General features: G+C 67.7%; 29 protein-coding genes and 1 pseudogene. 9 read left to right on the top strand and 21 right to left on the bottom strand.

Annotated features, from left to right (window positions below; genetic code table 11):
- Positions 1 to 17 precede the first annotated feature (17 nt).
- The 6 genes from RM50_RS17990 to RM50_RS17965 all read right to left on the bottom strand — a co-directional run bounded on the left by RM50_RS17990 (position 18) and on the right by RM50_RS17965 (position 5,870).
- Positions 18 to 440, bottom strand: coding sequence for a universal stress protein (locus RM50_RS17990; protein ID WP_043455499.1), 423 nt, complete (start codon positions 438 to 440; stop codon positions 18 to 20).
- 76 nt (positions 441 to 516) lie between these two features.
- Positions 517 to 1,884 (bottom strand): LLM class flavin-dependent oxidoreductase, encoded by a 1,368-nt coding sequence (locus tag RM50_RS17985; protein ID WP_043455497.1) that lies wholly within the window; start codon positions 1,882 to 1,884, stop codon positions 517 to 519.
- 22 nt (positions 1,885 to 1,906) lie between these two features.
- Positions 1,907 to 2,689 carry an ABC transporter ATP-binding protein gene (locus RM50_RS17980; protein ID WP_043455495.1) on the bottom strand — a complete coding sequence of 261 codons (783 nt, stop codon included), beginning with the start codon at positions 2,687 to 2,689 and terminating at the stop codon, positions 1,907 to 1,909.
- Positions 2,665 to 3,531 (bottom strand): ABC transporter permease, encoded by an 867-nt coding sequence (locus RM50_RS17975; RefSeq protein ID WP_043455493.1) that lies wholly within the window; start codon positions 3,529 to 3,531, stop codon positions 2,665 to 2,667. Before RM50_RS17975 ends, RM50_RS17980 begins: the two co-directional genes overlap by 25 nt.
- A complete protein-coding gene (locus RM50_RS17970; protein ID WP_043455491.1) occupies positions 3,528 to 4,646 on the bottom strand; it encodes an ABC transporter substrate-binding protein in 1,119 nt (372 codons plus the stop codon). The genes RM50_RS17975 and RM50_RS17970 overlap by 4 nt, the downstream gene beginning before the upstream one ends.
- Positions 4,647 to 4,982: 336 nt before the next feature.
- Positions 4,983 to 5,870, bottom strand: coding sequence for a helix-turn-helix transcriptional regulator (locus tag RM50_RS17965; protein WP_043455489.1), 888 nt, complete (start codon positions 5,868 to 5,870; stop codon positions 4,983 to 4,985).
- A 140-nt stretch (positions 5,871 to 6,010) separates the two neighbouring features.
- Here RM50_RS17965 and RM50_RS17960 point away from each other — a divergent pair, with 140 nt between their 5' ends.
- Together RM50_RS17960 and RM50_RS17955 are read left to right on the top strand one after the other, a co-directional pair.
- Positions 6,011 to 7,027 (top strand): zinc-dependent alcohol dehydrogenase family protein, encoded by a 1,017-nt coding sequence (locus RM50_RS17960; RefSeq protein WP_043455546.1) that lies wholly within the window; start codon positions 6,011 to 6,013, stop codon positions 7,025 to 7,027.
- Between the two features lie 152 nt (positions 7,028 to 7,179).
- Positions 7,180 to 8,220: an NAD(P)-dependent alcohol dehydrogenase gene (locus RM50_RS17955; protein WP_043455486.1), complete on the top strand. Its 1,041-nt coding sequence runs from the start codon at positions 7,180 to 7,182 to the stop codon at positions 8,218 to 8,220.
- Positions 8,221 to 8,327: 107 nt separating this feature from the next.
- On the opposite strand, the gene RM50_RS17950 is transcribed toward RM50_RS17955, so the two are convergent.
- The 8 genes from RM50_RS17950 to RM50_RS17915 form a co-directional block, all read right to left on the bottom strand.
- Positions 8,328 to 9,365, bottom strand: a complete 1,038-nt coding sequence (locus tag RM50_RS17950; protein WP_052260339.1) for a nitronate monooxygenase — start codon at positions 9,363 to 9,365, stop codon at positions 8,328 to 8,330.
- 113 nt (positions 9,366 to 9,478) lie between these two features.
- Positions 9,479 to 9,796: a hypothetical protein gene (locus RM50_RS17945; protein WP_043455481.1), complete on the bottom strand. Its 318-nt coding sequence runs from the start codon at positions 9,794 to 9,796 to the stop codon at positions 9,479 to 9,481.
- Positions 9,793 to 10,374 (bottom strand): zinc ribbon domain-containing protein, encoded by a 582-nt coding sequence (locus RM50_RS17940; RefSeq protein ID WP_043455478.1) that lies wholly within the window; start codon positions 10,372 to 10,374, stop codon positions 9,793 to 9,795. Before RM50_RS17940 ends, RM50_RS17945 begins: the two co-directional genes overlap by 4 nt.
- Positions 10,371 to 10,952: an RNA polymerase sigma factor gene (locus RM50_RS17935; protein ID WP_052260338.1), complete on the bottom strand. Its 582-nt coding sequence runs from the start codon at positions 10,950 to 10,952 to the stop codon at positions 10,371 to 10,373. The genes RM50_RS17940 and RM50_RS17935 overlap by 4 nt, the downstream gene beginning before the upstream one ends.
- A gap of 99 nt (positions 10,953 to 11,051) precedes the next feature.
- A complete protein-coding gene (locus RM50_RS17930; protein WP_043455475.1) occupies positions 11,052 to 11,282 on the bottom strand; it encodes a CsbD family protein in 231 nt (76 codons plus the stop codon).
- 33 nt (positions 11,283 to 11,315) lie between these two features.
- Positions 11,316 to 11,930, bottom strand: coding sequence for a hypothetical protein (locus RM50_RS17925; protein ID WP_043455472.1), 615 nt, complete (start codon positions 11,928 to 11,930; stop codon positions 11,316 to 11,318).
- Positions 11,927 to 12,508 carry a hypothetical protein gene (locus tag RM50_RS17920; RefSeq protein ID WP_043455469.1) on the bottom strand — a complete coding sequence of 194 codons (582 nt, stop codon included), beginning with the start codon at positions 12,506 to 12,508 and terminating at the stop codon, positions 11,927 to 11,929. The genes RM50_RS17925 and RM50_RS17920 overlap by 4 nt, the downstream gene beginning before the upstream one ends.
- Entirely contained in the window at positions 12,505 to 12,690 is a 186-nt protein-coding gene (locus RM50_RS17915) for a hypothetical protein (RefSeq protein ID WP_043455466.1), read from the bottom strand. The genes RM50_RS17920 and RM50_RS17915 overlap by 4 nt, the downstream gene beginning before the upstream one ends.
- A gap of 65 nt (positions 12,691 to 12,755) precedes the next feature.
- On the opposite strand from RM50_RS17915, the gene RM50_RS20740 reads away from it, so the two are divergent.
- Complete coding sequence (locus tag RM50_RS20740) at positions 12,756 to 12,962, top strand: hypothetical protein (RefSeq protein ID WP_156133911.1); 207 nt, start codon at positions 12,756 to 12,758, stop codon at positions 12,960 to 12,962.
- Positions 12,963 to 12,967: 5 nt separating this feature from the next.
- Here the strand turns inward: RM50_RS20740 and RM50_RS17910 are convergent, their stop codons facing one another.
- The 3 genes from RM50_RS17910 to RM50_RS17900 all read right to left on the bottom strand — a co-directional run bounded on the left by RM50_RS17910 (position 12,968) and on the right by RM50_RS17900 (position 14,026).
- Complete coding sequence (locus RM50_RS17910; protein WP_043455463.1) at positions 12,968 to 13,159, bottom strand: DUF2273 domain-containing protein; 192 nt, start codon at positions 13,157 to 13,159, stop codon at positions 12,968 to 12,970.
- Positions 13,156 to 13,635, bottom strand: a complete 480-nt coding sequence (locus tag RM50_RS17905) for an Asp23/Gls24 family envelope stress response protein (protein WP_043455460.1) — start codon at positions 13,633 to 13,635, stop codon at positions 13,156 to 13,158. The genes RM50_RS17910 and RM50_RS17905 overlap by 4 nt, the downstream gene beginning before the upstream one ends.
- 196 nt (positions 13,636 to 13,831) lie before the next feature.
- A complete protein-coding gene (locus RM50_RS17900; protein WP_043455457.1) occupies positions 13,832 to 14,026 on the bottom strand; it encodes a hypothetical protein in 195 nt (64 codons plus the stop codon).
- 395 nt (positions 14,027 to 14,421) lie between these two features.
- On the opposite strand from RM50_RS17900, the gene RM50_RS17895 reads away from it, so the two are divergent.
- The gene (locus RM50_RS17895) at positions 14,422 to 15,156 is read left to right on the top strand and encodes a GAF and ANTAR domain-containing protein (protein ID WP_043455454.1); all 735 of its coding nucleotides are present in this window, start codon (positions 14,422 to 14,424) and stop codon (positions 15,154 to 15,156) included.
- A 15-nt stretch (positions 15,157 to 15,171) separates the two neighbouring features.
- On the opposite strand, the gene RM50_RS17890 is transcribed toward RM50_RS17895, so the two are convergent.
- Complete coding sequence (locus RM50_RS17890; protein ID WP_043455452.1) at positions 15,172 to 15,900, bottom strand: hypothetical protein; 729 nt, start codon at positions 15,898 to 15,900, stop codon at positions 15,172 to 15,174.
- Between the two features lie 90 nt (positions 15,901 to 15,990).
- Between RM50_RS17890 and RM50_RS17885 the strand changes: the two genes are divergently transcribed.
- The 3 genes from RM50_RS17885 (at position 15,991) to RM50_RS17875 (ending at position 17,578) form a co-directional block, all read left to right on the top strand.
- Positions 15,991 to 16,323, top strand: a complete 333-nt coding sequence (locus RM50_RS17885) for an ArsR/SmtB family transcription factor (protein WP_043455450.1) — start codon at positions 15,991 to 15,993, stop codon at positions 16,321 to 16,323.
- Between the two features lie 12 nt (positions 16,324 to 16,335).
- Positions 16,336 to 16,833, top strand: a complete 498-nt coding sequence (locus RM50_RS17880) for an SRPBCC family protein (protein ID WP_043455447.1) — start codon at positions 16,336 to 16,338, stop codon at positions 16,831 to 16,833.
- A 151-nt stretch (positions 16,834 to 16,984) separates the two neighbouring features.
- Positions 16,985 to 17,578 (top strand): DUF1992 domain-containing protein, encoded by a 594-nt coding sequence (locus RM50_RS17875; RefSeq protein ID WP_043455540.1) that lies wholly within the window; start codon positions 16,985 to 16,987, stop codon positions 17,576 to 17,578.
- Between the two features lie 88 nt (positions 17,579 to 17,666).
- On the opposite strand, the gene RM50_RS21185 is transcribed toward RM50_RS17875, so the two are convergent.
- The gene (locus RM50_RS21185) at positions 17,667 to 17,768 is read right to left on the bottom strand and encodes a hypothetical protein (RefSeq protein WP_276202742.1); all 102 of its coding nucleotides are present in this window, start codon (positions 17,766 to 17,768) and stop codon (positions 17,667 to 17,669) included.
- Positions 17,769 to 17,893: 125 nt separating this feature from the next.
- On the opposite strand from RM50_RS21185, the pseudogene RM50_RS20490 reads away from it, so the two are divergent.
- Positions 17,894 to 19,238 (top strand): annotated as a pseudogene (locus tag RM50_RS20490) (HNH endonuclease); the annotation flags it as partial.
- A 151-nt stretch (positions 19,239 to 19,389) separates the two neighbouring features.
- Here RM50_RS20490 and RM50_RS17860 read toward each other — a convergent pair.
- A complete protein-coding gene (locus tag RM50_RS17860; protein WP_043455537.1) occupies positions 19,390 to 21,561 on the bottom strand; it encodes a transglycosylase domain-containing protein in 2,172 nt (723 codons plus the stop codon).
- 179 nt (positions 21,562 to 21,740) lie between these two features.
- On the opposite strand from RM50_RS17860, the gene RM50_RS17855 reads away from it, so the two are divergent.
- Complete coding sequence (locus RM50_RS17855; protein ID WP_043455440.1) at positions 21,741 to 22,367, top strand: PadR family transcriptional regulator; 627 nt, start codon at positions 21,741 to 21,743, stop codon at positions 22,365 to 22,367.
- A gap of 61 nt (positions 22,368 to 22,428) precedes the next feature.
- Here RM50_RS17855 and RM50_RS17850 read toward each other — a convergent pair whose 3' ends face one another.
- Positions 22,429 to 23,787 (bottom strand): ammonium transporter, encoded by a 1,359-nt coding sequence (locus RM50_RS17850; RefSeq protein ID WP_052260336.1) that lies wholly within the window; start codon positions 23,785 to 23,787, stop codon positions 22,429 to 22,431.
- Between the last annotated feature and the right edge of the window lie 187 nt (positions 23,788 to 23,974).

The following is a 23,974-nucleotide window of genomic DNA, read 5'->3' as shown; positions in this document are numbered from 1 at the left end:
TTTTGCGGGCAGCCAGGTCAGTCGTCGTAGGTGTTCGCGATGTAGACATCGCACGGCGCGTTGTGCGCCACGCTGTTGGCGACGCTTCCCAACAGCCGGCCGATCCCGCGCATCCTGCGGTTGCCCACCACGATCAGCCGGGCATCCAGGCGGATGGCTTCCTTGATCAGGGAGTCGGCGGGCTTCCCGCGGGCAGCGAAATGCGTGACCTGCACGCCCGGCCGGGACCTGGCCAGGTCCTTCGCCACGATCTCGGAGCTGTCCGCGTTGGAGATCCTGACCTTGTCCGAACCCACGCCGAAGGTTTCAGCCGTTTCGGTTTCGAAAGCGGTCACCACATGGAGCGAGGCTCCCAGCGACTCCGCCAGGCCCAAGGCAACTTCCGCGGCCTTCCGTGCCGACGGGCTGGCGTCCACGCCTACAACTACTACTCCACTCATCCTGTCGCTCCTTCATGTCGTCCTGGCAACAATGTCCATCTGCCAGTCTAGGGAGTACCCGCCCGGAGCCCCGGTATCACACAGCTGCCGCCGGAACCCGTCCTGCCTGCGCCGCGTACCGGTTGGCCGGCCGCGCCAGCCCGTAGTGCTCCCGCAGCGTCCGGCCCGTGTACTCGGTGCGGAACAGGCCGCGCGACTGCAGGATGGGCACTACCTGGTCCACGAAGGCATCGAGGCCTGCCGGGAGCACCGGCGGCATGATGTTGAAGCCGTCCGCGGCGCCGCCGTCGAACCATTCCTGGATGGCGTCCGCCACCTGCACCGGTGTGCCGGTGAAGGTCCGGTGCCCGCGCCCGCCGCCCAGCCGCCCGATGAGCTGCCGCACTGTCAGCTGCTCCCGGCGGGCCAGTTGCACGATCAGCGTGTAACGGCTCTTGGCGCCCTCAATCTCGTCCTCGCTCGGCAGGTTCTCCGGCAGCTGCCGGTCCAGCGGCAGGTCATCGGGGTCCACCCGAAGGGTTTTGGCCAGCTGGATCCGCGCGTACTCGGGCTTGATGAGCCGGTCCAGTTCGCGCTCCAGCTCCAGCGCCTCATCCTCCGTGGAGCCGATGACCGGAACGATGCCCGGCAGGATCCTGATGGCCTCGGGGTCCCGTCCGGCCGCAGCGGTGCGCGCCTTGAGGTCGCGGTAGAAGTCCTGCGCATCGGCCAGGGTCTGGTGGGCGGTGAAGACGGCGTCGGCGTAGCGCGCCGCCAGCTCCTTGCCGTCCTCGGATGAACCCGCCTGGACGATCAGCGGGTGGCCCTGCGGGGACCGGGGCACATTGAGCGGCCCGCGTACCTTGAAGTGCCTGCCCTCGTGGTCGATGGTGCGGATCCTGTCCTCATCGCCCCACACGCCCGCTGCCTTGTGCGCCAGTACGGCGTCGTCCTGCCAGCTGTCCCACAGCTTCTGCGCCACCTCGATGAACTCGGCGGCACGCTCGTACCGGACGGCGTGGGCGGGCTGGTCGTCCACCCCGAAGTTGCGGGCAGCATCCGGGCCGGCCGTGGTCACCACGTTCCAGCCCGCTCGCCCGCCGCTGGCCCAGTCCACGGACGCGAAGCGGCGGGCCAGGTTGAAGGGTTCGTTGTAGGTGGTGGAGGCGGTGGCGATCAGGCCGATGCGTTCGGTGGCACCTGCGATGGCTGTGAGCAGCACGGTGGGCTCCAGCTTGCCGGCGGGCCGGCGGCCCACTTCGCCGAACAGGACGGGTGAGTCGGCGAAGAAGATCGAGTCCAGCTTGCCGCGTTCGGCGGTGCGGGCCAGCTGCTGGTAGTGCTCCACCTTGCTGCCGGCGTGCGGGTCGCTTTCCGGCAGCCGCCAGGACGCTTCATGGTGGCCTGTGCTCATGAGGAAGGCGTTGAGGTGGAGTTGGCGGCGGGACGGGTGCTTCGATGTCATGACGTGCTCCTTGCAGGTTGGGTTAAAGGCCGACGGCGGCCGGTTCGGTAGTGTGGGCGGCCTCGACGCCCAGCGCGGCGAGGAGGTCGCGGCGCAGGGATTCGTGGCCGGCGGCATCGGTGGACGTGCGAATCTCCGGTGCCACCCGGCGGATGGTGGCGATACGGCCGCGGTCCAGGACCACGATCCGGTCCGCCAGGGCGATGGCCTCGTCCACGTCGTGCGTGACCAGCAGGACGGCTGGCCGGTGGGCGGCCACCAGGTCCTGGAGCAGCCCGTGCATCCTGATCCGGGTCAGCGCGTCCAGGGCTCCGAAGGGCTCGTCGGCCAGCAGCAGCTGTGGTTCGCGGACCAGGGAACGGGCCAGGGCCACGCGCTGCTGTTCGCCGCCGGAGAGCTGGTGCGGCCACGCTTTTTCACGCCCGGCGAGGCCCACTTCGGCGAGCGCCCTGCGTGCCCGGGTCCCGGCGTCGTGCTCCCTCAGGCCCAGGCTGACGTTGCCCAGCACGGTGTCCCACGGCAGCAGCCGCGAGTCCTGGAACACCACGGATACGCGCTCCGGGACGCCGACCACCCCGCTGCCGCTGACCTCGTGGTCCAGCCCGGCGAGGGCGCGCAGCAGGGTGCTTTTGCCGCAGCCGCTGGGGCCCAGCAGCGCCACGAACTCGCCGGCAGCAATGTCCAGGTCCACGCCGCTTAGGACGGTCTTGGTGCCGAAGCTGCGCACAAGCTGCCGGACGGACACGGCGGAAGGGGTGGTTGGTGCCGGTGCTGTGGCGGTCAGCCCGCCAGGGTGCGCTGCCATGAGAGGGCCTTTCGTTCGATGAAGCGGACGATTGCGTCGGAGAGCAGGCCGAGGATGCCGTAGACGGCGAGACCCAGGACGATGATGTTGGTCTGGCCGTAGGTGCGGGCGAGCTCCATCATGTAGCCGATGCCGCTGGTGGCGTTGATCTGCTCCACCACCACCAGAGATACCCAGGCGCCGGTAACCGCGAAGCGCAGGCCCAGGAAGAACCCGGGCAGCGCTCCGGGGAGCACCACCTTGCGGATAAAGGCCGCCCGGCCCAGTCCCACGGTCTGGGCCAGCTCCACGAAGCGCAGATCGATGCCGCGCAGGCCCGCGTGGGTTTGCAGGTAGACGGGGACAAAGACGCCCAGGGTGATGGTGAGGACCTTCATGGTTTCGTCGATGCCAAACCAGAGGATCAGCAGCGGGATCAGGGCTAGTCCGGGGATGGCCCGCTTGATCTGCACGGGTCCGTCGATCAGTGCCTCGCCCACCCGGCTCAGCCCGGACAGGAGGGCCAGCACGGCGCCCACCAGCGTTCCGAAGAACAGGCCCAGGCCGGCCCGCTGGGCGGAGATGGCCAGGTTCTCCTGGAGCCGGCCGTCCGCGATCAGCTCACCGGCGGTGGCCACTACGGTCCACGGCTCGGACAGGATCCGCGGGTCCAGGAGCCCTGTTGCGGAAGAGGCTGACCAGAGCAGCAGCAGGGCCGACGGGCCCACCCAGGCGAGCCGCCGCCGTCGTCCGGGCCCCAGCCTTTTCGCCGTGGGGCGCACGTCCTGCCGCACGTCCCGCCGCGGAGGGGCTGCCTGGTCCTGGTGCGGGGCCGGTGCCGTCCGGTCCAGTACGGCGCTCATGCTGCACCTGCCTGTCCTGCGGAAGCGAACGCGGTGCCGGCGATGGCCTCGAACCTGGTGTCGTACAGGTCCGCGGCCTTCAGCTGCGGCTTCTTTTGTTCACGGGCCAGCAGGTCGATCGTTTCCTGGTGCCGGGCGATGGCCTCTGTCCAGGAGATGGGGAGGTCGCGTTTCCCGGTGGCGTCGATCAGGTATTGGCCGTCCTCGCGGGACAGGCCCTGGTCCTTGACGTAGTAGCCCTCCAGCCATTCGGCGGGGTGGTCCTCTATCCAGCGCTGCGCCTTGCCCCAGATTTTGGCGTAGGCGGCCAGTGCGGAGGCCTTCGCGGGATCGGCCAGGACTTTGGCGGGCGAGTAGAGGAGGCTGGGGTCATCGCGCAGCCCGTGGCGGAGGGTGGTGGCGCCGTCGGCTTTGTACTTGGCCAGGTAGCGCTTGATCTGGACGCCACCCAGCGGAGCCGCGTCCACCTGCTTGCCGGCCAGTGCCGTGGCGTAGGCGTCCCCGGTGCTGGGCAGTTCCACGAGCTTAACGTCGTCCTGCGTGAGCCCGGCCTTTTCCAGGATCCGCAGGACCAGTGCGCCCTGCGCCTGGCCCGGGCTGTAGGCCACCTTCCGGCCGCGCAGGCCACCGAGCGTGTTGATGCCCGTTCCGGGGGCGATGCCAAGCTCGTAGATGGGGTGGTTCACCGCGTCCTGCCGGTAGCCGGCGGCAATGATGCGGACGTCGAGTCCGGTCCAGGTGGCGTGGATGGGTGGAATGTCTGCCACGGACCCGACGTCAAGGGCGTTGGCGCGGAAGGCCTCGGTGGTTTGCGGGCCGCCGGAGATATTGGCGAACTCCACGGTGAAGCCCTCCAGTTCCCTGGCGAGGCCGGACAGTTCCAGGGCCACCTTGATGCTCGGATCCCCCACGGTGATGGTGGTTCCGGCGGGGACGGCGGTGGCGAGGGGTTCAAGGGAGGCCTGGCTGATGCGTCCGCCGCCTGCCGTGGCGGTGCCGCCGCAGGCCGAGAGTAAACCGGCGGCCGGGAGTGCGAGGAGGGCGGCCAGGGCGCGGCGGCGGGTGAACGCGGGGAGCCCGCGGCTGGGGGTGGGCGGTGGTGCCGGGAAGGACATGGTGTTCCTTTCAGGAAAAATCCGGGGACGACGACGGCACCCGGGGGAGTGCGCCGGGTGGCGTTGGGGAAGATGGTTGGATCCGCCATGGGCGGCGGGATGCGGAGCTGTTTCGGCTGGTGCGTACGGCCTGGCCGGTGCCGTGGAAACACCTAAACACGCCTTCAGGGGCGTTGGCCAGCACCGCGCAATGCACGCTCAACGCGGGGAAACGGCGCTACATCCGGCGCCACGGACGGGTCAAAACAGGCAACCCGGCGCCATGAACCGCAACCTGGGTTAAGGGGACCGCAACGGGCGTTAATGTGACGGGACGCCCGTCCTGCCGGCGGGATCCTAGGCGCGGACCTGGCCCTGCGCCATGTCCGCGATCTTTTCGGTGGCCGCCCAGGAGGCCAGCAGCTTAAGGCCCTCCTCCGAGGGGCTCCCGGGCGTGGCGGGGTAGACGGTGAGGGTGTGCCCGGGGTCCTCCTCCAGGCCCAGGACCTGGTAGTTCAGTTCGAGCAGGCCCACCACGGGGTGCTGGAAGAACTTGGTCCCGGCGTAGTGGCGGCGGACGTTGTGTGCGGCCCACAGGGTGCGGAATTCGTCGCTGCGCATTGACAGTTCACCGATGAGTTCGGCGATGCCCTTGTCGTGCGGGTTCCGGCCCGCTTCGCGGCGGAGGATGGCGACGTTGGTGTTGGCGGCCCGTTCCCAGTCGGTGTAGAAGTTGTGGGCACGCGGGTCAAGGAAGATGAACCGGGAGTGGTTGGCCGGCCGCGACGGGTTGCGGTACAGGTCCGAGTACAGGGCGTAGCCCAGGGTATTGGCGGCCACGATGTCCATCCGGTTGTTGCCGATGAATGCCGGTGCCTCGGTGATGGCGTCCAGGAGGTACTGCAGCTCCGGCCGCACTCCGGCGGGGGCGGCCGCGGGGGCAGCCCGCTTGCGGCCCGAGGTGTTGGCGGCACGGGCCAGGTCGTAGAGGTGGTCGTGCTCGGCGCGGTCCAGGTCCAGCGCCCCCGCGATCGCGTCCAGGACACTGTCCGAGACGCCACTGAGGTTTCCCCGTTCCAGCCGGGTGTAGTAGTCCACGCTGACGCCGGCCAGGCGGGCAACTTCCTCGCGCCGGAGGCCGGGCACGCGGCGCCGTCCGCCGTACGGTTCGATGCCTGCCTGTTCCGGGGTGATGCGCCCACGGCGTGAGGACAGGAATTGCCGGACCTCGGCTCGGTTATCCATACGGAACACGTTACGGCCATTGGCCTTGCCCTAAGGAGGTTCTGCCGGAACCAGTTACGCCAGGGCCCTCGCTAAGGACGGCAGGGACGGGTTTGATAGGGATGTCCGCTTTCCGCATTTCACCCCAGGGAGGACCCATCATGCGCGCCACCATCCTGCACGCCCCCGGAGACGTCCGCGTCGAGGACCGTGACAAGCCGGCCATCCGGCAGTCCACGGATGCGGTCATCAAGCTCGTTGCCGCCTGCGTTTGCGGTTCGGACCTGTGGCCCTACCGCGGCGCGGACAAAGTCTCCAGGCCTTCGCCGATGGGCCACGAGTACGTGGGGATCGTGGAAGAAGTGGGCGCCGACGTCAAGACGGTCCAGCCGGGCCAGTTCGTGGTGGGGTCCTTCTTCGCCTCGGACAACACCTGTGAGATCTGCCGCTCGGGCTACCAGAGTGGCTGCGTGCACCGGCAGGGCGTGGGCGGCGCCCAGGCCGAGTACATGCGCGTCCCGCTGGCCGACGGCACCCTGGTTGCCACCCCGGAGATGCCCGACGACGGTATGGTTCCGTCGCTGCTGGCAGCCTCCGACGTCCTGGGCACCGGATGGTTCGCCGCCAAGGCGTCCGAGGTGGGACCGGGCAAGACCGTGGCGGTGGTGGGCGACGGCGCCGTGGGGCTGTTGGGGGTCCTGGCAGCACAGCAGATGGGCGCCGATCGGATCATTGCCATGTCCCGGCACGCCGACCGGCAGGCCCTGGCCCGTGAATTCGGTGCCACCGACATTGTTGAAGAGCGCGGCGACGCGGGTGTGAAGAAAATCAAGGAGCTCACGGGCGGCCTCGGCGCACACTCCGTCATCGAAGCCGTCGGCACGCAGGAATCCATGCTGCAGGCCATCCATGCCACCCGAGCCGGAGGCCACGTCGGATTCGTGGGGGTGTCCCACGATGTGGCGCTGCCCGGCCGCGACCTGTTCTACTCGCACGTCCACCTGCATGGCGGTCCTGCTCCGGTCCGCCAGTACCTCCCCGAGTTGATTGGCCTGATCCTGCGCGGAGAGATCAATCCCGGAAAGGTCTTCGACCTCGAGCTTCCCCTGGAGCAGGCCCCTGAGGCATACAAGGCCATGGATGAGCGGCGCGCCATCAAGGTGCTGCTCCGCCCGTAATGCCCGCCGCCGGCGTGGCCACCGCAGCCCGGCAAGGGTAGGACTGCCAAGACCAGGTACAACAGGGCCACGCTGGACCAGCCTTTTCCGGGGTTTGCTCCGAACAACCCCGGTAGCATTTTTGTTATCCCCCAACAGATCAGAGGAGAACCATGACTACCGTCAAGGCTTATGCATCCCCGTCCGCCACGGAGGACCTGGTGTCAACCACCATTGAGCGCCGCGAGGTGGGTCCGCACGATGTCATGATCGAGATCAAGTTCGCCGGCATCTGCCACTCGGACATCCACACGGTCCGCGGCGACTGGGGCCCCCAGCAGTACCCGCTGGTCCCCGGCCACGAAATCGCCGGCATCGTCACCGAGGTTGGCGCCGGGGTGACCAAGCACAAAGTAGGCGACCGCGTCGGCGTTGGCTGCATGGTCAACTCCTGCAAGGAGTGCGACAACTGCCGGAAGGGCGAGGAGCAGTACTGCCTCAAGGGCAATGTGGGAACCTACGGCGCCGTTGACCGCGATGGCACCATCACCCAGGGCGGCTACTCCACCCATGTGGTGGTCACCGAAGACTTCGTGGTGACCATTCCCGAAGGCATCGAGCTCGATGTCGCCGCGCCGCTGCTGTGCGCCGGCATCACCACCTACTCCCCGCTGCGCCACTGGGGCGCGGGCCCCGGCAAGAAGGTTGCCGTGGTGGGCCTGGGCGGACTGGGCCACATGGCCGTCAAGCTGGCGCACGCCATGGGCGCCGAGGTCACGGTCCTGTCGCAGTCGCTGAAGAAGCAGGAAGACGGGCTGAAGCTGGGCGCCGACCACTACTTCGCCACGAGCGACGAGAACACCTTCGCCGAACTGGCAGGCACCTTCGACCTGATCATCAACACGGTCAGCGCGTCCATCGACATCAGCTCCTACCTTGGCCTGCTGAAGCTCGACGGCGCCCTGGTGAACGTTGGTGCCCCGGCGGAGCCGCTTCCCGTCAACGCCTTCGCACTGATCGGCGGACGCCGTTCCTTCGCCGGTTCCATGATCGGCGGCATCCGTGAAACCCAGGAGATGCTGGACTTCTGCGCCGAGCACCACCTGGGCGCCGAGATCGAGGTCATCCCGGCAGAGAAGATCAACGAGGCCTACGAGCGCGTCCTCGCATCGGATGTCCGGTACCGCTTCGTGATCGACACCGCCACCCTCTAAAGCACCACGCACGCGACGGCGGCCCGGCTCCCTCAAGGGGGCCGGGCCGCCGTCGGGCTTTAAGACGCAGGGTGACCTATCAGAAGCGGACGCCGACGGGCCGGGCCTTACGGCCGGAGGCTTGCCACAATTGCCGCGGCCGGGCCTTCCGCCGCGTTTCGGTAGTTGATGCCGGCCCACAGGTTCAGCCAGTCCGGGTCCCCTGCCGCCGCTGCCGCGGCACGCAGGGGAGTGGTGAGGTGGTGGATTTCCGGGTAGCCGTAAGGGGCCTCCCCGTCGTGGCGGCGCATGAATCCGTTGTAGAGGCCGCGGGCATTGCGGCCCGAGAAGGCGCGGGTCACGCCGGTGGTGGGAAAACGTTCCGGCGACGATAAGGCGGCCCGGTGCGCAGGCTTGGTCCCTGCCTCGTCCGCGAGGAGGAAGGCCGTTCCGGCCTGCACGGCCGTGGCACCGACGGCCAGCGCCGCCCGGGTGTGCTCTGCTGTGGCAATTCCGCCCGCTGCGATGAGCGGAACCTCCAGGTCTGAGAGGCTTTCAAGGAGCCCATGCAGGGGGACCTCGGGCGGCGGCGCAGCAGCGGCGAACGTTCCCCGGTGGCCCCCGGCTTCCGGGCCCTGGACGCACAGGGCGTCGGCACCTGCGGCAAGGGCCCGCAGTGCTTCGTCACGCGACGTCACCGTGGCAATGACGTACACACCGCGGTGCTTCAGGGCCTCCACCACACTCGACGGGGGAAAGTCGAAAGTGAACGACACCACCGCCGGCGCCAGGTCCAGCAGAACCTCGAGCTTGGTATCCCAGTCGTCATCGTCATGCCGCGGCTCGCCCAGGCTGACGCCGAACCGCTCCGCGTCGGCGGCCAGCGACCCGGCATACCGCTGCAGGGCGTCGGGCTTGAGAACAGAGGGCTGGGGAACGAAGAGGTTGACGCCGAAGGGCCGGTCCGTGAGCGACGTGAGCTTCTGCATGTCGGTCCGCATCGCCGTGGCCGTCTTGTAGCCGGCGGCCAGGAACCCCAGGCCCCCGGCGGCGCAGACCGCGGCCGCGAGCTCCGGGGTGGAGGGCCCGCCGGCCATCGGGGCCTGGATGACCGGTATTTTCAGGTCGTCCAAGTGAAAACGGGTTGTTTGACGTTCGGTTCCCATGTGCCCTTCCCGGTGGTCCGCACCTGCACCTACCTGACGAATGCTACGCCGGTCGGCGGCGGGCTGGCCGCGGAGGCATGCGGGCGCGCGACCAGGTCAGGACCGGGAGCAGGTCAGGACGCGGGGGCGATGCGGACTGCGGTGACCTTGACCGCCGTATCCGCCGTGCCCAGGTGGTTTCGCACCGCGGCTGCCACCGCCCGCACAACGTCCGGGGTCCGGGCATCGGAGCTGACGCCGATGCGGACCACGGCTTCGAGGCGGCCGCCGTCGGTCCGGAGGTCGACCCCCGGTTCGTCCACCGTTCCGGCACTGTTGCCGTGCAGCAGGGCCGCTGCCTTCCCGGGCAGGCGCTGCAGCAGGTGCCGGGCAGGAAAGACGTCCGTGACGCCGTCGACTGCCAGGATGGCGTTCTTCAGGTCTTCGGTCACTGGTCCTCCCGGGGAGCGTCGATGACATCGGTGATGGTGATGTCGATCGTGGTGATGTTCAACTCGGTATGGCGGGCCAGCGCCTCGGCCAGCTCCTGCCGCAGGGCAGCCGCGCCGGCCATCAGGGGATGGCCGAACAGGACCGCCAGGTCCAGACGGACAGCCACCGGGGCAGCCGGGACGGTGACATCTCCCTCCAGCCGCACTTTGCCGGCCACGGTGCCGGGCAGGCTGTCCGTTACGGAGCGGACCAGGGCGATGACCGAGCCTTCTGTTTCGGTGAGCGTGTCTGCTGGATGGTCCGAATGCAGCGGGATGGTCCGTCCGGGCCGCAGCTCCAGCGCCAGGCTCGCCAGGATGTCCTTCATCCAGTCGTCCGGGCCGCTGCCGGCCTCTGCCACGTCACTGGCATACAGCTCGTTGCCGGCAGCCGTGAGCCGCCGGAGCGAATCGAGGCCGGCACGGCACTCCGGGCAGGACTCAAGGTGGGGTGGATCGGCGAATTCGCCGGTGTCCAGGTAGAGGCTCAGCTCCTCGAGCGTGTGGCCGCACTCAAACGTGTCGTGGGGCATGCTCATCGCCAATCTTCCATTTCGCGGACCAGTGTAATCCGGGCCCGGGCCAGCCGGCCCCGGACACTTGCCGGGCTGATGTTGAGGGTCTGGGCAATGTCGTCATAGCTTTGGCCATTGATCTCCTTCAGGATCCAGCACCGCCGCTGCTCTTCGGGCAGCGCGGCCAGTGCATTCTTCAGGGATTCAATGCCCGCGCCTGCCACCACTGCCGTTTCCGGTCCCGCGCCCGGCGACACCCGGTCGGCCGCCCCATCGTCCGGACCGGCCAGGCTGGTGTGCTTGCGGCGCCGGCACAGCAGGTCGATGCTGCGGCTGCCGGTCAGCCTGAGCAGCCAGCCCTTGATGGCCGCGGGTTCGCGCACGGTGTCCAGCTGTTGCCATGCCTGGACCAACACTTCCTGGACCACGTCGTCGGCGTCCGCGTAGGAGCCGGTCAAGCGCCGGGCGGCTGCCCGCATGTGCGGGCCGTAGCGTCGGGCGAGGGCCTCGAACGCGGCCGTGTCGCCGTCGGACGCCCTGCCAACCAGGATGGCATCAGGGACCAGGTCCAACTGGTCCCTCACCAAGGGTGAACCTGTCACCGGATTCTGCTTTCACTATCGGCGCGAGCGCCTGGCGGACGGCGGGCGGGCCCGCGGACCGCCGGGGAGGCGGTGCGGGCCTGCCGCTGGGGAAACTGCCTACTCTTTGCGGAATCCCCCTGTGACCTTTGCGGCCGCGTCCTTGAGGTTGCTGCCGACGCCCTTGGCCGCGTCCAGGACATTCCCGCCGGCTTCCTGCAGCTTTGCCTGGGCCTGGTCCAGCTGGCCCTCGCGCTCCAGTTCCCGGTTGCCGGTAAGCTTGCCGGCGCCCTCCTTAGCGGCACCGAGGTGGTTGGTGGCTGCGTTGTTGAGCTTGTCTTCGAGTCCCATGATGTTTCCTTTCCATCGGTTGGTGTTTCGTGCCTAACCGGCGCGGCGTGCGCCGGCCAGCCTGGTCCTGGTTCCATCCGCTATTCGGACCAGGACGGTGGTGCGATGGCCCAGCAACGCATCAATGCCGGCCACCAGTTCCTCTGCCAGGTCTGCGAGCTCGCGCGGGGAGGCGCCTTTTCGGGCCTGCAGCGTGAGCCGAAGCGCCCCGGTGATGGAGCTTTTCGTTCGGCGCCAGGCGGTCAGGGAACTTCCGGCGACGGCCCGGTTGCCTTTCACCGCTTCCTGGACTGCCGCGGCCAGGAACGAGACGTCCACGGCCGTGGTGCCTTGCCCGCCGTCGTCCTCCTGTGCGGCCACGCCGGTGCGGCCGCCGCCCTGGCGTGCCAGCCAAAAGATGCTTGCTGCCGCCCCCAAAAGCATCAGCACCGGCACGGCCAGCGCCCACCAGGTGCCCACGGGTTCGGGGGCCGGTGCCGTTGCGGCCAGGGACCGCCACTTCTCCAGCAGTGCATTGGCGGCGCTGCTCCATACCGCGCGGATGTCCGGCACCAGTCCGGCCGCCGCAGCAAGGGTTCCGGTGGCCAGCAGTGCCAGCCCGGAGAGGGCCAGCAGGATGCGGTTCATCGCCCTGTTGGTGTTGTTCATCGGCCCACTGCCCCTTCCGCGTCAACCAGGACCTGGACTGCCACGTTTTTGCGGAGGCGGAGGGAGGCAACTTCTCCCGCAGCCGCCCCGCTGAGGACGTCGCGGTCCAGGGTGATGCCCGACGCCGGCCGGACGCGGACCAGCGCGCGGCTCCGGGTGATGGTGGTGCTCACCTGCTCCGGGGCCAGCCCGGCGGCCAGGCGAACCTGGCGTGAAACGGCGGCCGCTATGGCCTCGTCGTCGACCACCAGGGCGCTGCGGTCGCTGACCATGGGCCGGCGGTTACGCCGGCCGCCGGTGACCGCCGCGAGCAGCAGCCCGGCGCCTGCGAGGGCAAGGGCAGCCCCGCCGGCCGCCATGGCTGCCGGCATGACTGTCTCCGGCGCCCCTGCTGCGCGTGCCGCCAGCGTTCCGGGGGATGCCAGCAGGGCGTCGTCCCCCAGCAGCCGCAGGACACTTTCGGTGCCCAGCCACAGGCAGGCGGCCAGCACTGTCACCGCGGTCACAACCGACAGGCCCGCACGGGATGAGTGCGTTTCCCGGCGGATGATCCGGTTGTTGATCCTTGCCTGGTTCACGCCTTCCTCCTGTCCTGTTCGCCGTCGACGCGGGGTTCACTGGGGGAATGCCCTGCCCCGGCGAGGCGGATGCTGATACGGCCGCATTCCATTCCGGTGATGCGGCCACCCAGCAATGCGATCTGCCGGCGGGCTGTGCGTGCCCGCTCGAACACCGGCTCGAACAGCGCGGGCCGTTCCATGTCCTGTGCGGCCCTCTCCGGTGCGGCCCTGTCTTGTGCGGCCCCGTCCGGTACGCCCATGTCCCGTGAGTCCGTGGGCACTGCGGCCCGCACCAGGAGCGGGGAGCGGGCAGCCGCACCAGGAGGTTGACCCCCAGCTTTCCCGCGTCGTCCTGGAGGGCGGCGGACACGTCGTTGCGGCGGACGCCGAACGCGTCTGCGGCCACCGCTTCCACGGCGTGCCGCAGGGCGGCGGGTGCCATCCGGGTGTGGCCCTGCCTGGCCGGCCCTAACCGGGTCATGCTGACGAGCGGCGGCCGCGCAGGGCGTCCAGGACCGCGGCCAGATCCAGGCGGCCTTCGGCTGCCCTGCCGAGGACGGCGCCGGTTCCCATGAACAGCGCCGTCAGCAGGAAGCCCCAAAAGCCGAACCACAGGGCTGCGAGCGCCAGGACGGCCCCGGCGGCGGTGCCCGCTGTCACGGGGCTCATGCAACTCTCGGTTCGTGGGCGGCATCATCAGCGTCCTCGCCGTCGGAGGGGACATGGATGTCCGTGATGGTGATGTTCACCTCGGTGACCTCCATGCCCACCAGGTCCTCCACGGCCGTGTAAACGGCGTCGCGGGCGTTGTCCGCCACCTGCTGGAGCGGGTGCGGGTACTCCACTACCAGGGTTACGTCCACGGCCACCTGGGTCTGCCCCACCTCAACGCTCCCCCCCTGGGTGAGGTCCTTCTGGCCTACTTTTTCGCGGAGGGTGCCCAGGGCACGGGCTGCGCCGCCGCCCAGGGCGTGGACCCCTTCGATCTCCTGGATGGCGATGCCGGCGATCTTGGCCACGACGCCGTCGGCGACAGTGGTGCGCCCGCGGCCGTCCTGGCCGTCCCTGCCGGAGAGTTCGTGGGCGGGGGCGGCAGCGGCCTTCTTCTGCTGAACCGTTGCGGGGGTTTGCGTCTGCGTCGTCATTCCGTCGCTCCTCTTTCTGTGGGCTTAGGGTTGGGGGGGGCGCTTCGTGCGCCCTCACAGATAAAGACGCAAATACGGGGGAGAACCTCACGCAGGAATTAATGTGATTGCCGTCACTCCTGTATCCGGACAGCAAAAAGGCGCGTACGACGGCGGGTGGGACCCGCCGTCGTACGCGCCCTTGGTGCCTGGTTCCTTAGAGGGCCAGTGCCGGCTCTTCCCCGCGCACGCTCAGGGTGAAGGTGTTGGGTCCGCTGCAGGTGACGGCAACACGGCAGGTGGTGGTGTTGTGGCGGGCGGAAAGATCGGTGATGGCGGAATCAAGGGTCTCGTGGAGGGAGGCCCGGTCCCAGATCTTCAAGCTGACGGAATTGGTGGCATCGAACGTCATTATTCAACTTCCATTTCTTGCGTTGAACGGTCCGGACCCGGCCGGACCGCGCCCTCGGCTCTGAGGGCAAAAGGGTGGGAAAGCGCGTTCCCGTATTTCAATCGTGCATGGCTGCCGGATCAATGGCAACCTTTTGGAGCGGAATGTGAGCAACCGCACGCGGCGCTCCGCATTCATCCTTTCCATGGTGCCCATACCGGCGATGGAGGCTCAACCGGATAGCAGTGATTTGCGCGTGAGACTCATCACGTCCTGCCGGCGGGCCTATTCGTCGAAGTACGTGGAGATGGTTGTTTCGCCCGAGATAGAGGCAATGACTGCGCCGGGAGCCAGCGGGCGGAGGCGCCAAAGGCAACGGCACGCCAGGAGCTGCACCCCGTCAGTAAGATAAACCCATGCCCAGCTCTGCCGATAACGAGTCCGTTCAGCACCTGCAGGAGATCCTCGTAGGGGCCGAAAACGTGGTGGAATTCCTGTCCGGCCTTTCCGGCCTCGCAGCCGCCTCGGTATCAGAGGCGGCCGGTGACGACATCGAATGCGCCGTCACCCTGAAGCTGCGCCGGCGTCCCGCCACGGCGGCCGGCAGCAGTGCCCGCGCGGTCACGCTCGACCAGGTGGAGCAGGCCCTGGGTGACGGTCCCTGCATCCGTGCCCTCCGCGAGATGACCCCGATGGTGATCGACGACGTCTCAACGGATCCGCGGTGGAAGACGTACAACCAGAAGCTCGCCGAGCTCAACGTGCACAGCACCCTGGGCGTGCCGCTGGAAATCGCCCCAGAGGCAAGCGCCGCCCTGAACTTCTTTGCCACCAAGCCCCGCGCCTTCACCCCGGATGTCTATGACAAGGCGGTGGGTTTCGCTGCCGCCGCGCATAACACCCTGCACCTGTCCGTGCGGATCGACACAGCCCAGAATCGTGCCGAAGACCTCGAAGCCGCCCTTGAAAGCCGGACAGCCATCAACCTCGCCTGCGGCGTGATCATGGCCCAGAACCGGTGCTCCCAGGAGGAAGCGATGGAGATCCTGACCCGGGTTTCCAGCAACCGCAACCGCAAACTCCGGGACGTCGCCAGGGAACTGATCGAGCAGTTGTCAGGCAGCCCGGTCAGCACCCATTTCGACTCTTAGGCAGCGGGGGCTGTTTCAGTCCGGCGGCCGCACGGACACCACGGCGCCGCCTCTGGTACGGCGGATGTCCCAGCAGTTGCCGGTGCCGATCACCCCGTAGTCCTTATCGCCGGGCCGACCGAACACCACCGCGGTGTCTTCGTCGATGGCTACGGCCCACTCCACCAAACCTGCCGTTACGGCGCCCACGGCCCGGCTGAGCGTTCCTGCCTGGGCGGCGTGCACATCCACCGCGAACGGCACCAATCCCAACCCGTCGCGGACATCCACGCTGTCCAGGCCTTCGGAACACTCCTCGCCGCACACATCCACACCGTCAATCCGGTATCCGCCGACCAGCGCGCTGTGCGGGGCCAGCATGGCTCCCGCGGAGAACCCCAGATAGGGCGCTCCACCGCCAACCAGTCCGGAAATCGCGGACGCTGCCGGCCGGAGCCCTTCCCAGTAGGCAGGCGTAAGGCCGCCGCCCACCACCACGGCATCCACGCCGTCGAACGCGGCGGGGTCCGCGGGCCTGCCGTCGAGCAACGGGACAACCACAATGCCGCACTTGATCCTGGCATGCAGCGGTTCCGCGTACGCGGGAACGAGGTCCCGCGGGTCGCCGTCGCGCTGGTGGACGGCAACGGCGATGCGGGCCATCCGGTCCGCTCCAGAATGCTTGCGGACGTCCTCGGCGAACCGGTCAAAGACGTGCGGGAAGGCTGCAGGATCCGGGCCTGACCCGGCAAGGAACATGCTCATGCGCTTCAAGATACCGGCCCGTAGCCGGGTATGGGCGAACGACAAAAAATACCTTGACCCCTGCCCACGGCAGGACTAACGTACAACCAAATGGTTGTAGAAAAACTGAGCGAGGCCGAATTGGACCGCCTCTTCCAGGCGTTCGCCGATACCACCAGGCGGGACATCGTCCGCCGGGTAACCGTTGGTGAGTACTCCGTTTCAGGCCTGGCCGCCCTCTACGCCATGAGCTTCGCCGCCGTCCAAAAGCATGTGGCGGTGTTGGAGCGCGCGTCATTGGTCACCAAGGAAAGGCGCGGAAGGGAGCAGATCGTGCGGGGCAATCACGATGGACTGCAAAAGGCCCGGCGGCTGCTCGACGACTATGAGCACATCTGGCGGCAGCGGGCCGCCAGGATGGCAGAAATCCTCGATGAAGGTTAGGAAGGCACCGCCATGGCAGTCATCAGTACGGACAAGAATCCGGAGGCACTGACCCTTACCCTGGTCGCCGAGTTCAACGCCGGCGTCGAACGTGTCTGGCAGCTGTGGGAGGACCCGCGGCAGCTGGAGCGCTGGTGGGGCCCTCCCGGCTGGCCCGCAACGTTCCACAAGGTCGACTTTGTTCCGGGCGGACGGGCGAGTTACTACATGACCGGCCCTGGCGGGGAGAAGGCCCACGGCTGGTGGGAGTTCACGGCAATCGAGCCCCCGCACCGGCTGCAGTTCGATGATGGGTTTGCCGACAGCGACGGCCACCCCACGGGTGACCTGGGCACGGCGCACGCCACCGTCACCCTGGAACCCGCGGGGGAGCGGACACGCATGACCATCCTTTCCGCTTTCGATTCGGAAGAGCAGATGGAGCAGGTGATGGCCATGGGCATGGAGGAGGGCCTGAAGCAGGCAGTCGGGCAGATCGACGGCATCCTCGCCGAGCACGCCAACGCCTGACTGCACGCTGCCGCCACCGACCTTTTCCCTCGCCAGGGTGGGCTGACGACGGCGGGACGTCCCGCCGTCGTCGGCTTTCGAGGCGTTGAACCTCCGGAGCCGCCGCTGAATACTGGTAGGTGGATGATGCCAAGGGAAGGCGGTGGCAGTCGTGAGCGGCGGGGCAGGGGACTTCCGGAAGCGCCTGGAGCGGGCAGCGGAGGTCCGTTCATACCGCGGTGCCGGCATCAGCGCCGAGGAGGAAGCGGCGCTCGACGCCCTCGACGCGCAGGAGCGGGAGAAGCGCAAGAAAGTCAGCGATGCCGCCCGCGCGGAATACCTGGTCCGCGACGCCATGGCGCAGGGAAAGTTCGACAACCTCAAGTACGCGGGCAAGCCAATCCCGGGCCTGGGCGAATCGTACGATCCCGACTGGTGGGTGAAGGGGCTGATCCAGCGGGAGAACATCAGCGGCCTGGGCCCGGCGGCCATCCTGCTCCGCACTGAGGACGCGGAACTCGACGCCAGGCTGGATGCCCAGTACACCGAGCAGCAGGTGCGGGACATCCTGCAGGATTTCAACCGGCGGGTGGTCGACGCCCGCCGCCAACTCCAGGGTGGGCCGCCGGTGATCACCAAGACCCGCGATGTGGAGGACGAGGTGGAACGCTGGCGCATGCGACGCGCCGCCCGGGTTGACGAGGCTCCACCCGAACCGGAGCCGGAGCGGTCCTGGTGGAAGCGGTTGTGGAAGGGGACGGGCTAGGCGGAAGGATCCGCCGCATCGAAGAGCGCCAGTCCGATCCTGCTGCAGACCCGCTGCGAGGCCGTGTTGGCCGGGGTGGTCACCGCCACTACCCTGGGCAGGCGACGTTCAAATGCGTAGTGAGGACGGTTTGGGCTGCCTCGGTGGCGTAGCCGTTTCCCCAGTTGGCGGGGTGGAAGTGCCAGCCAATTTCTGTTTCGCCGGAGGGCTGCAGCGGCAGGACAGGGAAGGGATGACGGTGGTTGGCGTTTCACGTTTTCCACATAGGGGTTTTGGGTGGCTGGGGTTGTCGGTGCCTGGTGGAAGACTTTGGTGATGGAAGCGGTTTTGGGGAGGATTGCAGGGCTGGGGGCGGTGCGGTGTGCCGGGCCCTCCGCGGTTGATGGCGCTCCATTCCCGCCGGCCGCTGTACCTTCCGTTGGTGATGTCGTTGAGCTTTTGGCTCGTGTTCCTGTGGCCGGCGATGATGCCGGGAAGATCGATCAGATCCGGGGGTTGGAGGACCTGAAGTGCGTGGCCGGTGCCCGGCAGGCTGAGGCGAGCGTGGCTTTTGATCTGTCGCAGCGGCGGGAGCAGGCCGAGGCCGGGGTGCCTGTGGAGGAGCAGGGAGCCGGCGTCGCAGCGCAGATCGCGTTGGCGCGGCGGGAGTCTCCGAACCGTGGCTCCCGGCTGCTGGGACTGGCCAGGGCTTTGACGGGGATGCCGCGCACCTTCGCCGCGTTCCGGGCCGGGGCATTGAACGAGTGGCGGGTGACGCTGATCGTGAAGGACACCATCTGCCTGTCGCCCGGGGACCGGGCCGGGGTGGATGAGGAACTCGCCGCCGACACCGGGGCGCTGGACGGCTTGGGAGACAAGGCCATCATCGCCGCGGTCCGTGCCGCCGCGTACCGGCGGGATCCTGCCTCGGTCGCGAAACGGGCCGCACGGGCCGTTACGGAGCGGACCGTGAGCCTGCGTCCGGCCCCGGACACCATGACTTACCTGACCGCGCTGCTCCCCGTTGCGCAGGGTGTCGCCGCCTACGCCGCGTTGTCCCGGGAGGCCGACACGGCCCGGTCGGCCGGGGATGACAGGTCGCGGGGGCAGGTCATCCCCGGCCGACACCCTCGTCGAACGGGCCACGGGCATCCCCGGCGGCGTGACCGGGGTGGAGATCCAGCTCGTCATGACCGACCGCGCCCTCCTGCAGGCCGACGGCGAACCCGCCAGGCTCCCCGGCTACGGCACCATCCCGGCAGCCACCGCCCGGAACCTGGCCCTCAGTCATGCAGCGAGCCACGACCTGAGCCTGTGGGTCCGGGGCCTCTACACCGCCCCCGGCGCCGGGGAGCTGGTGGCGATGGATTCCACAGCCCGGCTCTTCCCGCCCAACCTGAAACGCTTCCTCCAGGTCCGGGACGATACCTGCCGGACCCCGTACTGCGACGCTCGGGTCCGGCACCACGACCACATCACCGCTTGGCACAACGGCGGACCCACCACCGCCGCCAACGGGCAGGGTCTCTGCGAAGCCTGCAACCACGCCAAAGAAGCACCCGGCTGGAACGCCACACCCATCCCCGGCCCGGCCCACACGGTTGCGACCACCACACCAACCGGCCACACCTACCACTCCACCGCACCACCACTGCCGGCAACGGCGGTGCGCATGTCGCCTGGGCGACCTTCCCGGCACGCCGTCCAAGGCGCGGGTGAACCCGGAAATTCGGTAGAGGATGCGCACCCGGCTGCCAAGGCATCGGTTCGCGCTTCAGCGGCCGAGGCTTCGGCGATCACGGCTCCAGCTGTGACCGCGGGTCCAGTCGTGGCTACGGCCTGTAGTTGGGGTTCGGCCCGATCATTGAGGCGGGAGGCGGCGCGAAGGGTCCGGCCGGATAGAGCGGCACCACCTTGAGCATGTAGTTGGCCCACTGCGGACCGGCAATCATGTACCCGTCCAGGCGGGGATAGAACGTGCCGTTGATGGTGACATTTTGTCCTGCCCGTTTTTGGCCTTCGAGTGCGTCGCCAAAGAAGGACGCGGTCACCAGGCCGCTGGTGAAGCCAACCACCCAGGTGGAACCATTCGTGTTTGAGGTACCGGTCTTGGCCGCGGTGGGAGCCACGTCTTGCACCTTTGGCTTGATGTAGACGCCGGAGCCCTTCTTCAGGACATCCTGCAGCACCGAGTTCACGCCGCGGGCAACGTCCGGTTTGACGGCGTCGTGGCAGTCCGGGGCCTGGGCCGGCAGTTTTGCTCCCGTGGCGTCGGTAATGTCGACGACGGCGATGGGTGCGCAGTAGCGGCCGTCCGTGGCGAACGTGGCAAAGGCGTTCGCCAGGGTGAGCGGGGCAACGCCGGTGCCGCCCAGCAGGTTGCCCAGTTGGTGCATGTTGACCGGACTGCCGTCGAGCCCGCTGTGCAGGCCGACCGCATCCACCATCTTCTGGATGCCGCAGAAATCGAGCTGTGATGCTGAGGCGAACGTGGCGGTGTTGATGGAGTTGTACAGGCCGTAGTTGACCGGCATGGGCCGGTAGAAGCCGTCTTCTGCATTCTGCAGGTCATCCGTGACGCCAAGGGCAGGGTTCGCCTGGGCGGTGCTGTAGGCACCGAGCACCTTCCCGCAGCTGTCCTTCCAGGGGAATCCCAACGGGTAGACCCGGCGCGAGGCGTCAACCTCGGCCGTGATCGACTTGCCCTCGTTCAGCCACTCCGCGAACGTGAGGGGCTTCATGGTTGACCCGGGCTGGAAGCCGCCGGCTCCATTCAGGTCATTGCCCTGTGCGTCCTTGGCATCGACATTGAAGTTCAGGTTGGTATCGAACTTCCCGGGCTGTGGCAGGAACACCGTGTTCTGGGCCATCGCCAAAATCTTGCCGGTGCCGGGCTGGATGCTGACCAGCGACGCTCCCCACTTGTCCGGGTTGGCTCCGGCGGTCCCGTCCACCTGTGCCTGGGCCGCCGACTGCAGCCTGCTGTCCAAGGTGGTGACAATCGTGAGACCGCCCCGGTACAGCCGCCGCTCACGTTCGGTCTCCGTCGGCCCGTAGGCCGGATTGTTCAGGATCAGGTGGGAGATGTAATCGCAGAAGTATGGGGCCATGGCCGCGTTGGCGCAACCTTGCTGCTGGGGCGTGATCTTCAACTGGATGGGGGTGGCCACCGCCTCATCGTGCTGGGCCTGGGTGATCCTGCGGAGGCGGAGCATCTCAGCCAGGACCTGGTTCCGGCGGCCGATCGACTTGTCCGGGTTGGTGGCCGGGTTGTACAGGGTGGGGCTGTTGACCACGCCTGCCAGCAGGGCCGCCTGTGGAAGGGTGAGGTCTTTGGCGGTGGTGCTGAAGAAATAGCGTGCCGCAGCTTCGATGCCATAGGCGTTGTTGCTGAAGAACACGATGTTGAGGTAGCCCTCAAGGATCTGGTCTTTGGAGTACTTCTTCTCCAGGCTGATGGCCAGCTTCATTTCCCGGATCTTGTCGCCGATGCTCTTCTGTCCGTTCAGGACCACGGCATCGGGCCTGTCCTGTGAGAGCTGGGCTTCGTTCAGGACGTTCGTCACGTATTGCTGGGTGATCGTGGATGCACCCTGTTCACCGCCCTTGGTCAGGTTGGACACCAGGGCCCGCAGGATCCCCTGGGGATCCACGCCCGCGTGATCGTAGAACCTGCTGTCCTCGATGGCGACGATGGCGTCCTTGATGAACGGCGACATCTGGTCCAAAGGCACCTTCACGCGGTTTTCGGCATAAAAAGCGGCGATCTGTTGCCCATCGGACGTCAGTACCCTCGTGCCCTGCGACGGCGGCTCCACCGTCATCTCGGCGGGCAGGCTGTTGAAGAAATCGATGGAGGTGCTGACTCCCATCCCCGCAGCTGCCACGGCCGGGACCACCAGGCTGGCAGCCAGCACGCCGCACATCGCACTTGCTGCCAGGAACCCCAGGATCCGTCCCAGGGCCGCGCCAAAGCCGCGCCTGCGCTTCCGCTTCCTTGCCATCATCCAGCCCTCGTCCTCGAAGGTGGGATCAGGATACGCCCGCCCTGCAGGGTGAACCAGATGCGCGAAGGTCAGGATTTGGTCACGTCAAACCATTGACCACGCGATAGTTAACGACATATCGTTAACTATCGCTGAATAGGCAGCGACAACAAGAAGCAGGAAAGGACGATGCCACCATGAAAGGCATATTCGATGACAAACATCCCGGCCCGGAATTTGAAAAGGGAAGGTTCGAGCGCGGCAGGGGCCGCCGGGGGCCGCACGGACACCGCGGTCCAGGCTTCGGGCCTGGTTTCGGGCCCGGTTTTGGCCCGGGGTTCGGGCCCGGATTCGGTCCAGGGTTCGGCCCAGGTTTCGGAAGGGGCGGCCGCCGGGCCAGCCGCGGCGACGTCCGCGCGGCCATCCTCTCGCTCCTGGCGGAGGCGCCATCCAATGGTTACGGGCTGATCAAGACCATCGCCACCAAGACCGGCGGCATGTGGCGCCCCAGCCCCGGATCCATCTACCCCACCCTCCAGCAACTGGTGGACGAGGGCCTGATCGAGGCCCTCAGCGAAGGCCGCGGGACCGAGTTTGCCCTGACGGACGCGGGCAGGGCCTACGTGGCGGAGCACGCCGAGGAGATGGAGAACGCGTGGAACGCTGAACCGGACAGCGCGGACAGGGACTTCCACCAGAGCATCGCCAAGCTCGTGGGCGCCATTCACCAGTTCCGCTCAGGCGTCAGTGAAGAGCAGCGGGCGGCCGCTATCGCCAAGATGGACGAAACCCGCCGCGCCCTCTACAAAATCCTGGCGGACTAGCAGACCCCGGCAACCAGATGGAATCGGTTGCCGGGGTCAGGAGGCCTGCGGGGGCCCGGAACTAGGCGAAAGAGTCTTCCTTGGCGTGCTGCCGGGCGGCAGGAGCAGCAGCGGCAGGTGCGGCAGGTGCAGCAGCCGGGGCTGGAGCCGCCGCGTGGTGGGCCAGCATCTGGCCCAGGGTGCTGAAACCGGACCCCATCTCACCGAACGCGTAGGCGGTTTCGGCGTGTTCGGAAAGGTCCACGCCGGCCGTCTCAGCCTCGTGGCTGACCCGGAAGCCCACTGCCTTGTTGATGACCCGGGCGATGACGGCGGTGCCAAGTCCGGACAACAGGAGAGTGATGACGACGGCGGCCGTCTGGGCGATGAGCTGCTGGACGCCGCCGCCGTAGAAGAGGCCGCCGCCCTGGCCGTCGACGGGGAGGGCAATGAGCCCCAGGGACAGGGTGCCGATGAGGCCGGCGCCGAGGTGGACGCCCACCACATCCAGCGAGTCGTCAAGGCCGAAGCGGTACTTGAGGTCCACGAAGACGCAGCAGGCGGCCCCTGCCACCAGGCCAAGGCCGATGGCGGCCACCGGGCTGACGTTGGCGCAGGAAGGGGTGATGGCCACCAGCCCGGCGACCACGCCGGACGCTGCGCCGAGGGAAGTAGGGTGTCCGTGGCGGATCTTCTCGGTGACCAGCCAACTCAGCATGGCCGCGGCGGGCGCCACCAGGGTGTTGATCCAGATCAGGCCGGCCTGTTCGGCGCTGCTTGCGGCACCGCCGTTGAACCCGAACCAGCCGAACCACAGGATGGCCGCGCCCAGCATGATGAAGGGGATGTTGTGCGGCCGGTGGTTGGGGTCCTTCGCGAAGCCATGGCGCTGGCCCACGATGACGGCGAGCACCAGGGCCGCGGTTCCCGAGCTGATTTCCACCACCGCGCCGCCGGCGAAGTCGATGACCTGGCCGAACACGGCGGTGACTGCTCCGCCTGCGCTCATCAGGCCGCCGCCCCAGATCATGTAGGCGAGCGGGCAGTAAATAAGGGTGATCCAGACCGGAACGAACAAGGCCCAGGCGCTGAACTTCGCGCGGTCGGCGATGGCACCGCTGATCAGTGCCACGGTGATGATGGCGAAGGTGGCGCTGTAGCCGGCCTTGATCAGGTCCGGCGAACCCATGAGGTTCTGCAGGCCGAAGCTGGTGAAGGGGTTGCCGAACAGCCCCAGGACTCCGTCTCCGGTGGTCATCGAATAGCCCCAGAGGACCCAGACGACACCCACGATCCCAGCGGAGATGAAGCTCATCATGATCATGTTCAGTGCGGCTTTGGCGCGGGTCATGCCGCCGTAGAAGAGGCCCAGCCCGGGGGTCATGAACAGTACCATGGCGGCCGAAACCATCAGCCAGACGTGTTGGGCAGTGATTTCCACCGGCGGGTCCCTTCGCAACGTGATCGTGGTGCAGGGCCCGTTTGGCCCCGAAGCATTTCCCCCGGGTTCCATTTTTGGTGCGGTGTGTTTCAGCCAATGCCGCTTAAAGTTGCGCCCACGTTACACAAAGAGCTCCTGCGTGAAGTTCACGTGTCACCCATGTTTCAGGAATGTAAACGGCTTCTTC

The sequence above is a fragment of the Pseudarthrobacter phenanthrenivorans genome (assembly GCF_000813845.1).
Taxonomy (GTDB): domain Bacteria; phylum Actinomycetota; class Actinomycetes; order Actinomycetales; family Micrococcaceae; genus Arthrobacter; species Arthrobacter phenanthrenivorans_B.
Note: the sequence above shows the minus strand (reverse complement) of the source record. Positions and strands in the feature narration are given on the sequence as shown.

Bases quoted from the DNA above. Each gene is read 5' to 3' on its own strand.
- RM50_RS17915 (WP_043455466.1), bottom strand. From the start codon at position 12,690: ATGGAACGGCCCGCGCTGTTCGAGCCGGTGTTCGAGCGGGCACGCACA.
- RM50_RS17955 (WP_043455486.1), top strand. From the start codon at position 7,180: ATGACTACCGTCAAGGCTTATGCATCCCCGTCCGCCACGGAGGACCTG.
- RM50_RS17925 (WP_043455472.1), bottom strand. From the start codon at position 11,930: ATGAACAACACCAACAGGGCGATGAACCGCATCCTGCTGGCCCTCTCC.
- RM50_RS17940 (WP_043455478.1), bottom strand. From the start codon at position 10,374: ATGAGCATGCCCCACGACACGTTTGAGTGCGGCCACACGCTCGAGGAG.
- RM50_RS17855 (WP_043455440.1), top strand. From the start codon at position 21,741: ATGAAAGGCATATTCGATGACAAACATCCCGGCCCGGAATTTGAAAAG.
- RM50_RS17890 (WP_043455452.1), bottom strand. From the start codon at position 15,900: ATGAGCATGTTCCTTGCCGGGTCAGGCCCGGATCCTGCAGCCTTCCCG.
- RM50_RS17965 (WP_043455489.1), bottom strand. From the start codon at position 5,870: ATGGATAACCGAGCCGAGGTCCGGCAATTCCTGTCCTCACGCCGTGGG.
- RM50_RS17930 (WP_043455475.1), bottom strand. From the start codon at position 11,282: ATGGGACTCGAAGACAAGCTCAACAACGCAGCCACCAACCACCTCGGT.
- RM50_RS17990 (WP_043455499.1), bottom strand. From the start codon at position 440: ATGAGTGGAGTAGTAGTTGTAGGCGTGGACGCCAGCCCGTCGGCACGG.
- RM50_RS17970 (WP_043455491.1), bottom strand. From the start codon at position 4,646: ATGTCCTTCCCGGCACCACCGCCCACCCCCAGCCGCGGGCTCCCCGCG.
- RM50_RS17885 (WP_043455450.1), top strand. From the start codon at position 15,991: ATGGTTGTAGAAAAACTGAGCGAGGCCGAATTGGACCGCCTCTTCCAG.
- RM50_RS17880 (WP_043455447.1), top strand. From the start codon at position 16,336: ATGGCAGTCATCAGTACGGACAAGAATCCGGAGGCACTGACCCTTACC.
- RM50_RS17910 (WP_043455463.1), bottom strand. From the start codon at position 13,159: ATGAGCCCCGTGACAGCGGGCACCGCCGCCGGGGCCGTCCTGGCGCTC.
- RM50_RS17975 (WP_043455493.1), bottom strand. From the start codon at position 3,531: ATGAGCGCCGTACTGGACCGGACGGCACCGGCCCCGCACCAGGACCAG.
- RM50_RS17980 (WP_043455495.1), bottom strand. From the start codon at position 2,689: ATGGCAGCGCACCCTGGCGGGCTGACCGCCACAGCACCGGCACCAACC.
- RM50_RS17900 (WP_043455457.1), bottom strand. From the start codon at position 14,026: ATGACGTTCGATGCCACCAATTCCGTCAGCTTGAAGATCTGGGACCGG.
- RM50_RS17960 (WP_043455546.1), top strand. From the start codon at position 6,011: ATGCGCGCCACCATCCTGCACGCCCCCGGAGACGTCCGCGTCGAGGAC.
- RM50_RS17905 (WP_043455460.1), bottom strand. From the start codon at position 13,635: ATGACGACGCAGACGCAAACCCCCGCAACGGTTCAGCAGAAGAAGGCC.
- RM50_RS17860 (WP_043455537.1), bottom strand. From the start codon at position 21,561: ATGGCAAGGAAGCGGAAGCGCAGGCGCGGCTTTGGCGCGGCCCTGGGA.
- RM50_RS17985 (WP_043455497.1), bottom strand. From the start codon at position 1,884: ATGACATCGAAGCACCCGTCCCGCCGCCAACTCCACCTCAACGCCTTC.
- RM50_RS17950 (WP_052260339.1), bottom strand. From the start codon at position 9,365: ATGGGAACCGAACGTCAAACAACCCGTTTTCACTTGGACGACCTGAAA.
- RM50_RS17895 (WP_043455454.1), top strand. From the start codon at position 14,422: ATGCCCAGCTCTGCCGATAACGAGTCCGTTCAGCACCTGCAGGAGATC.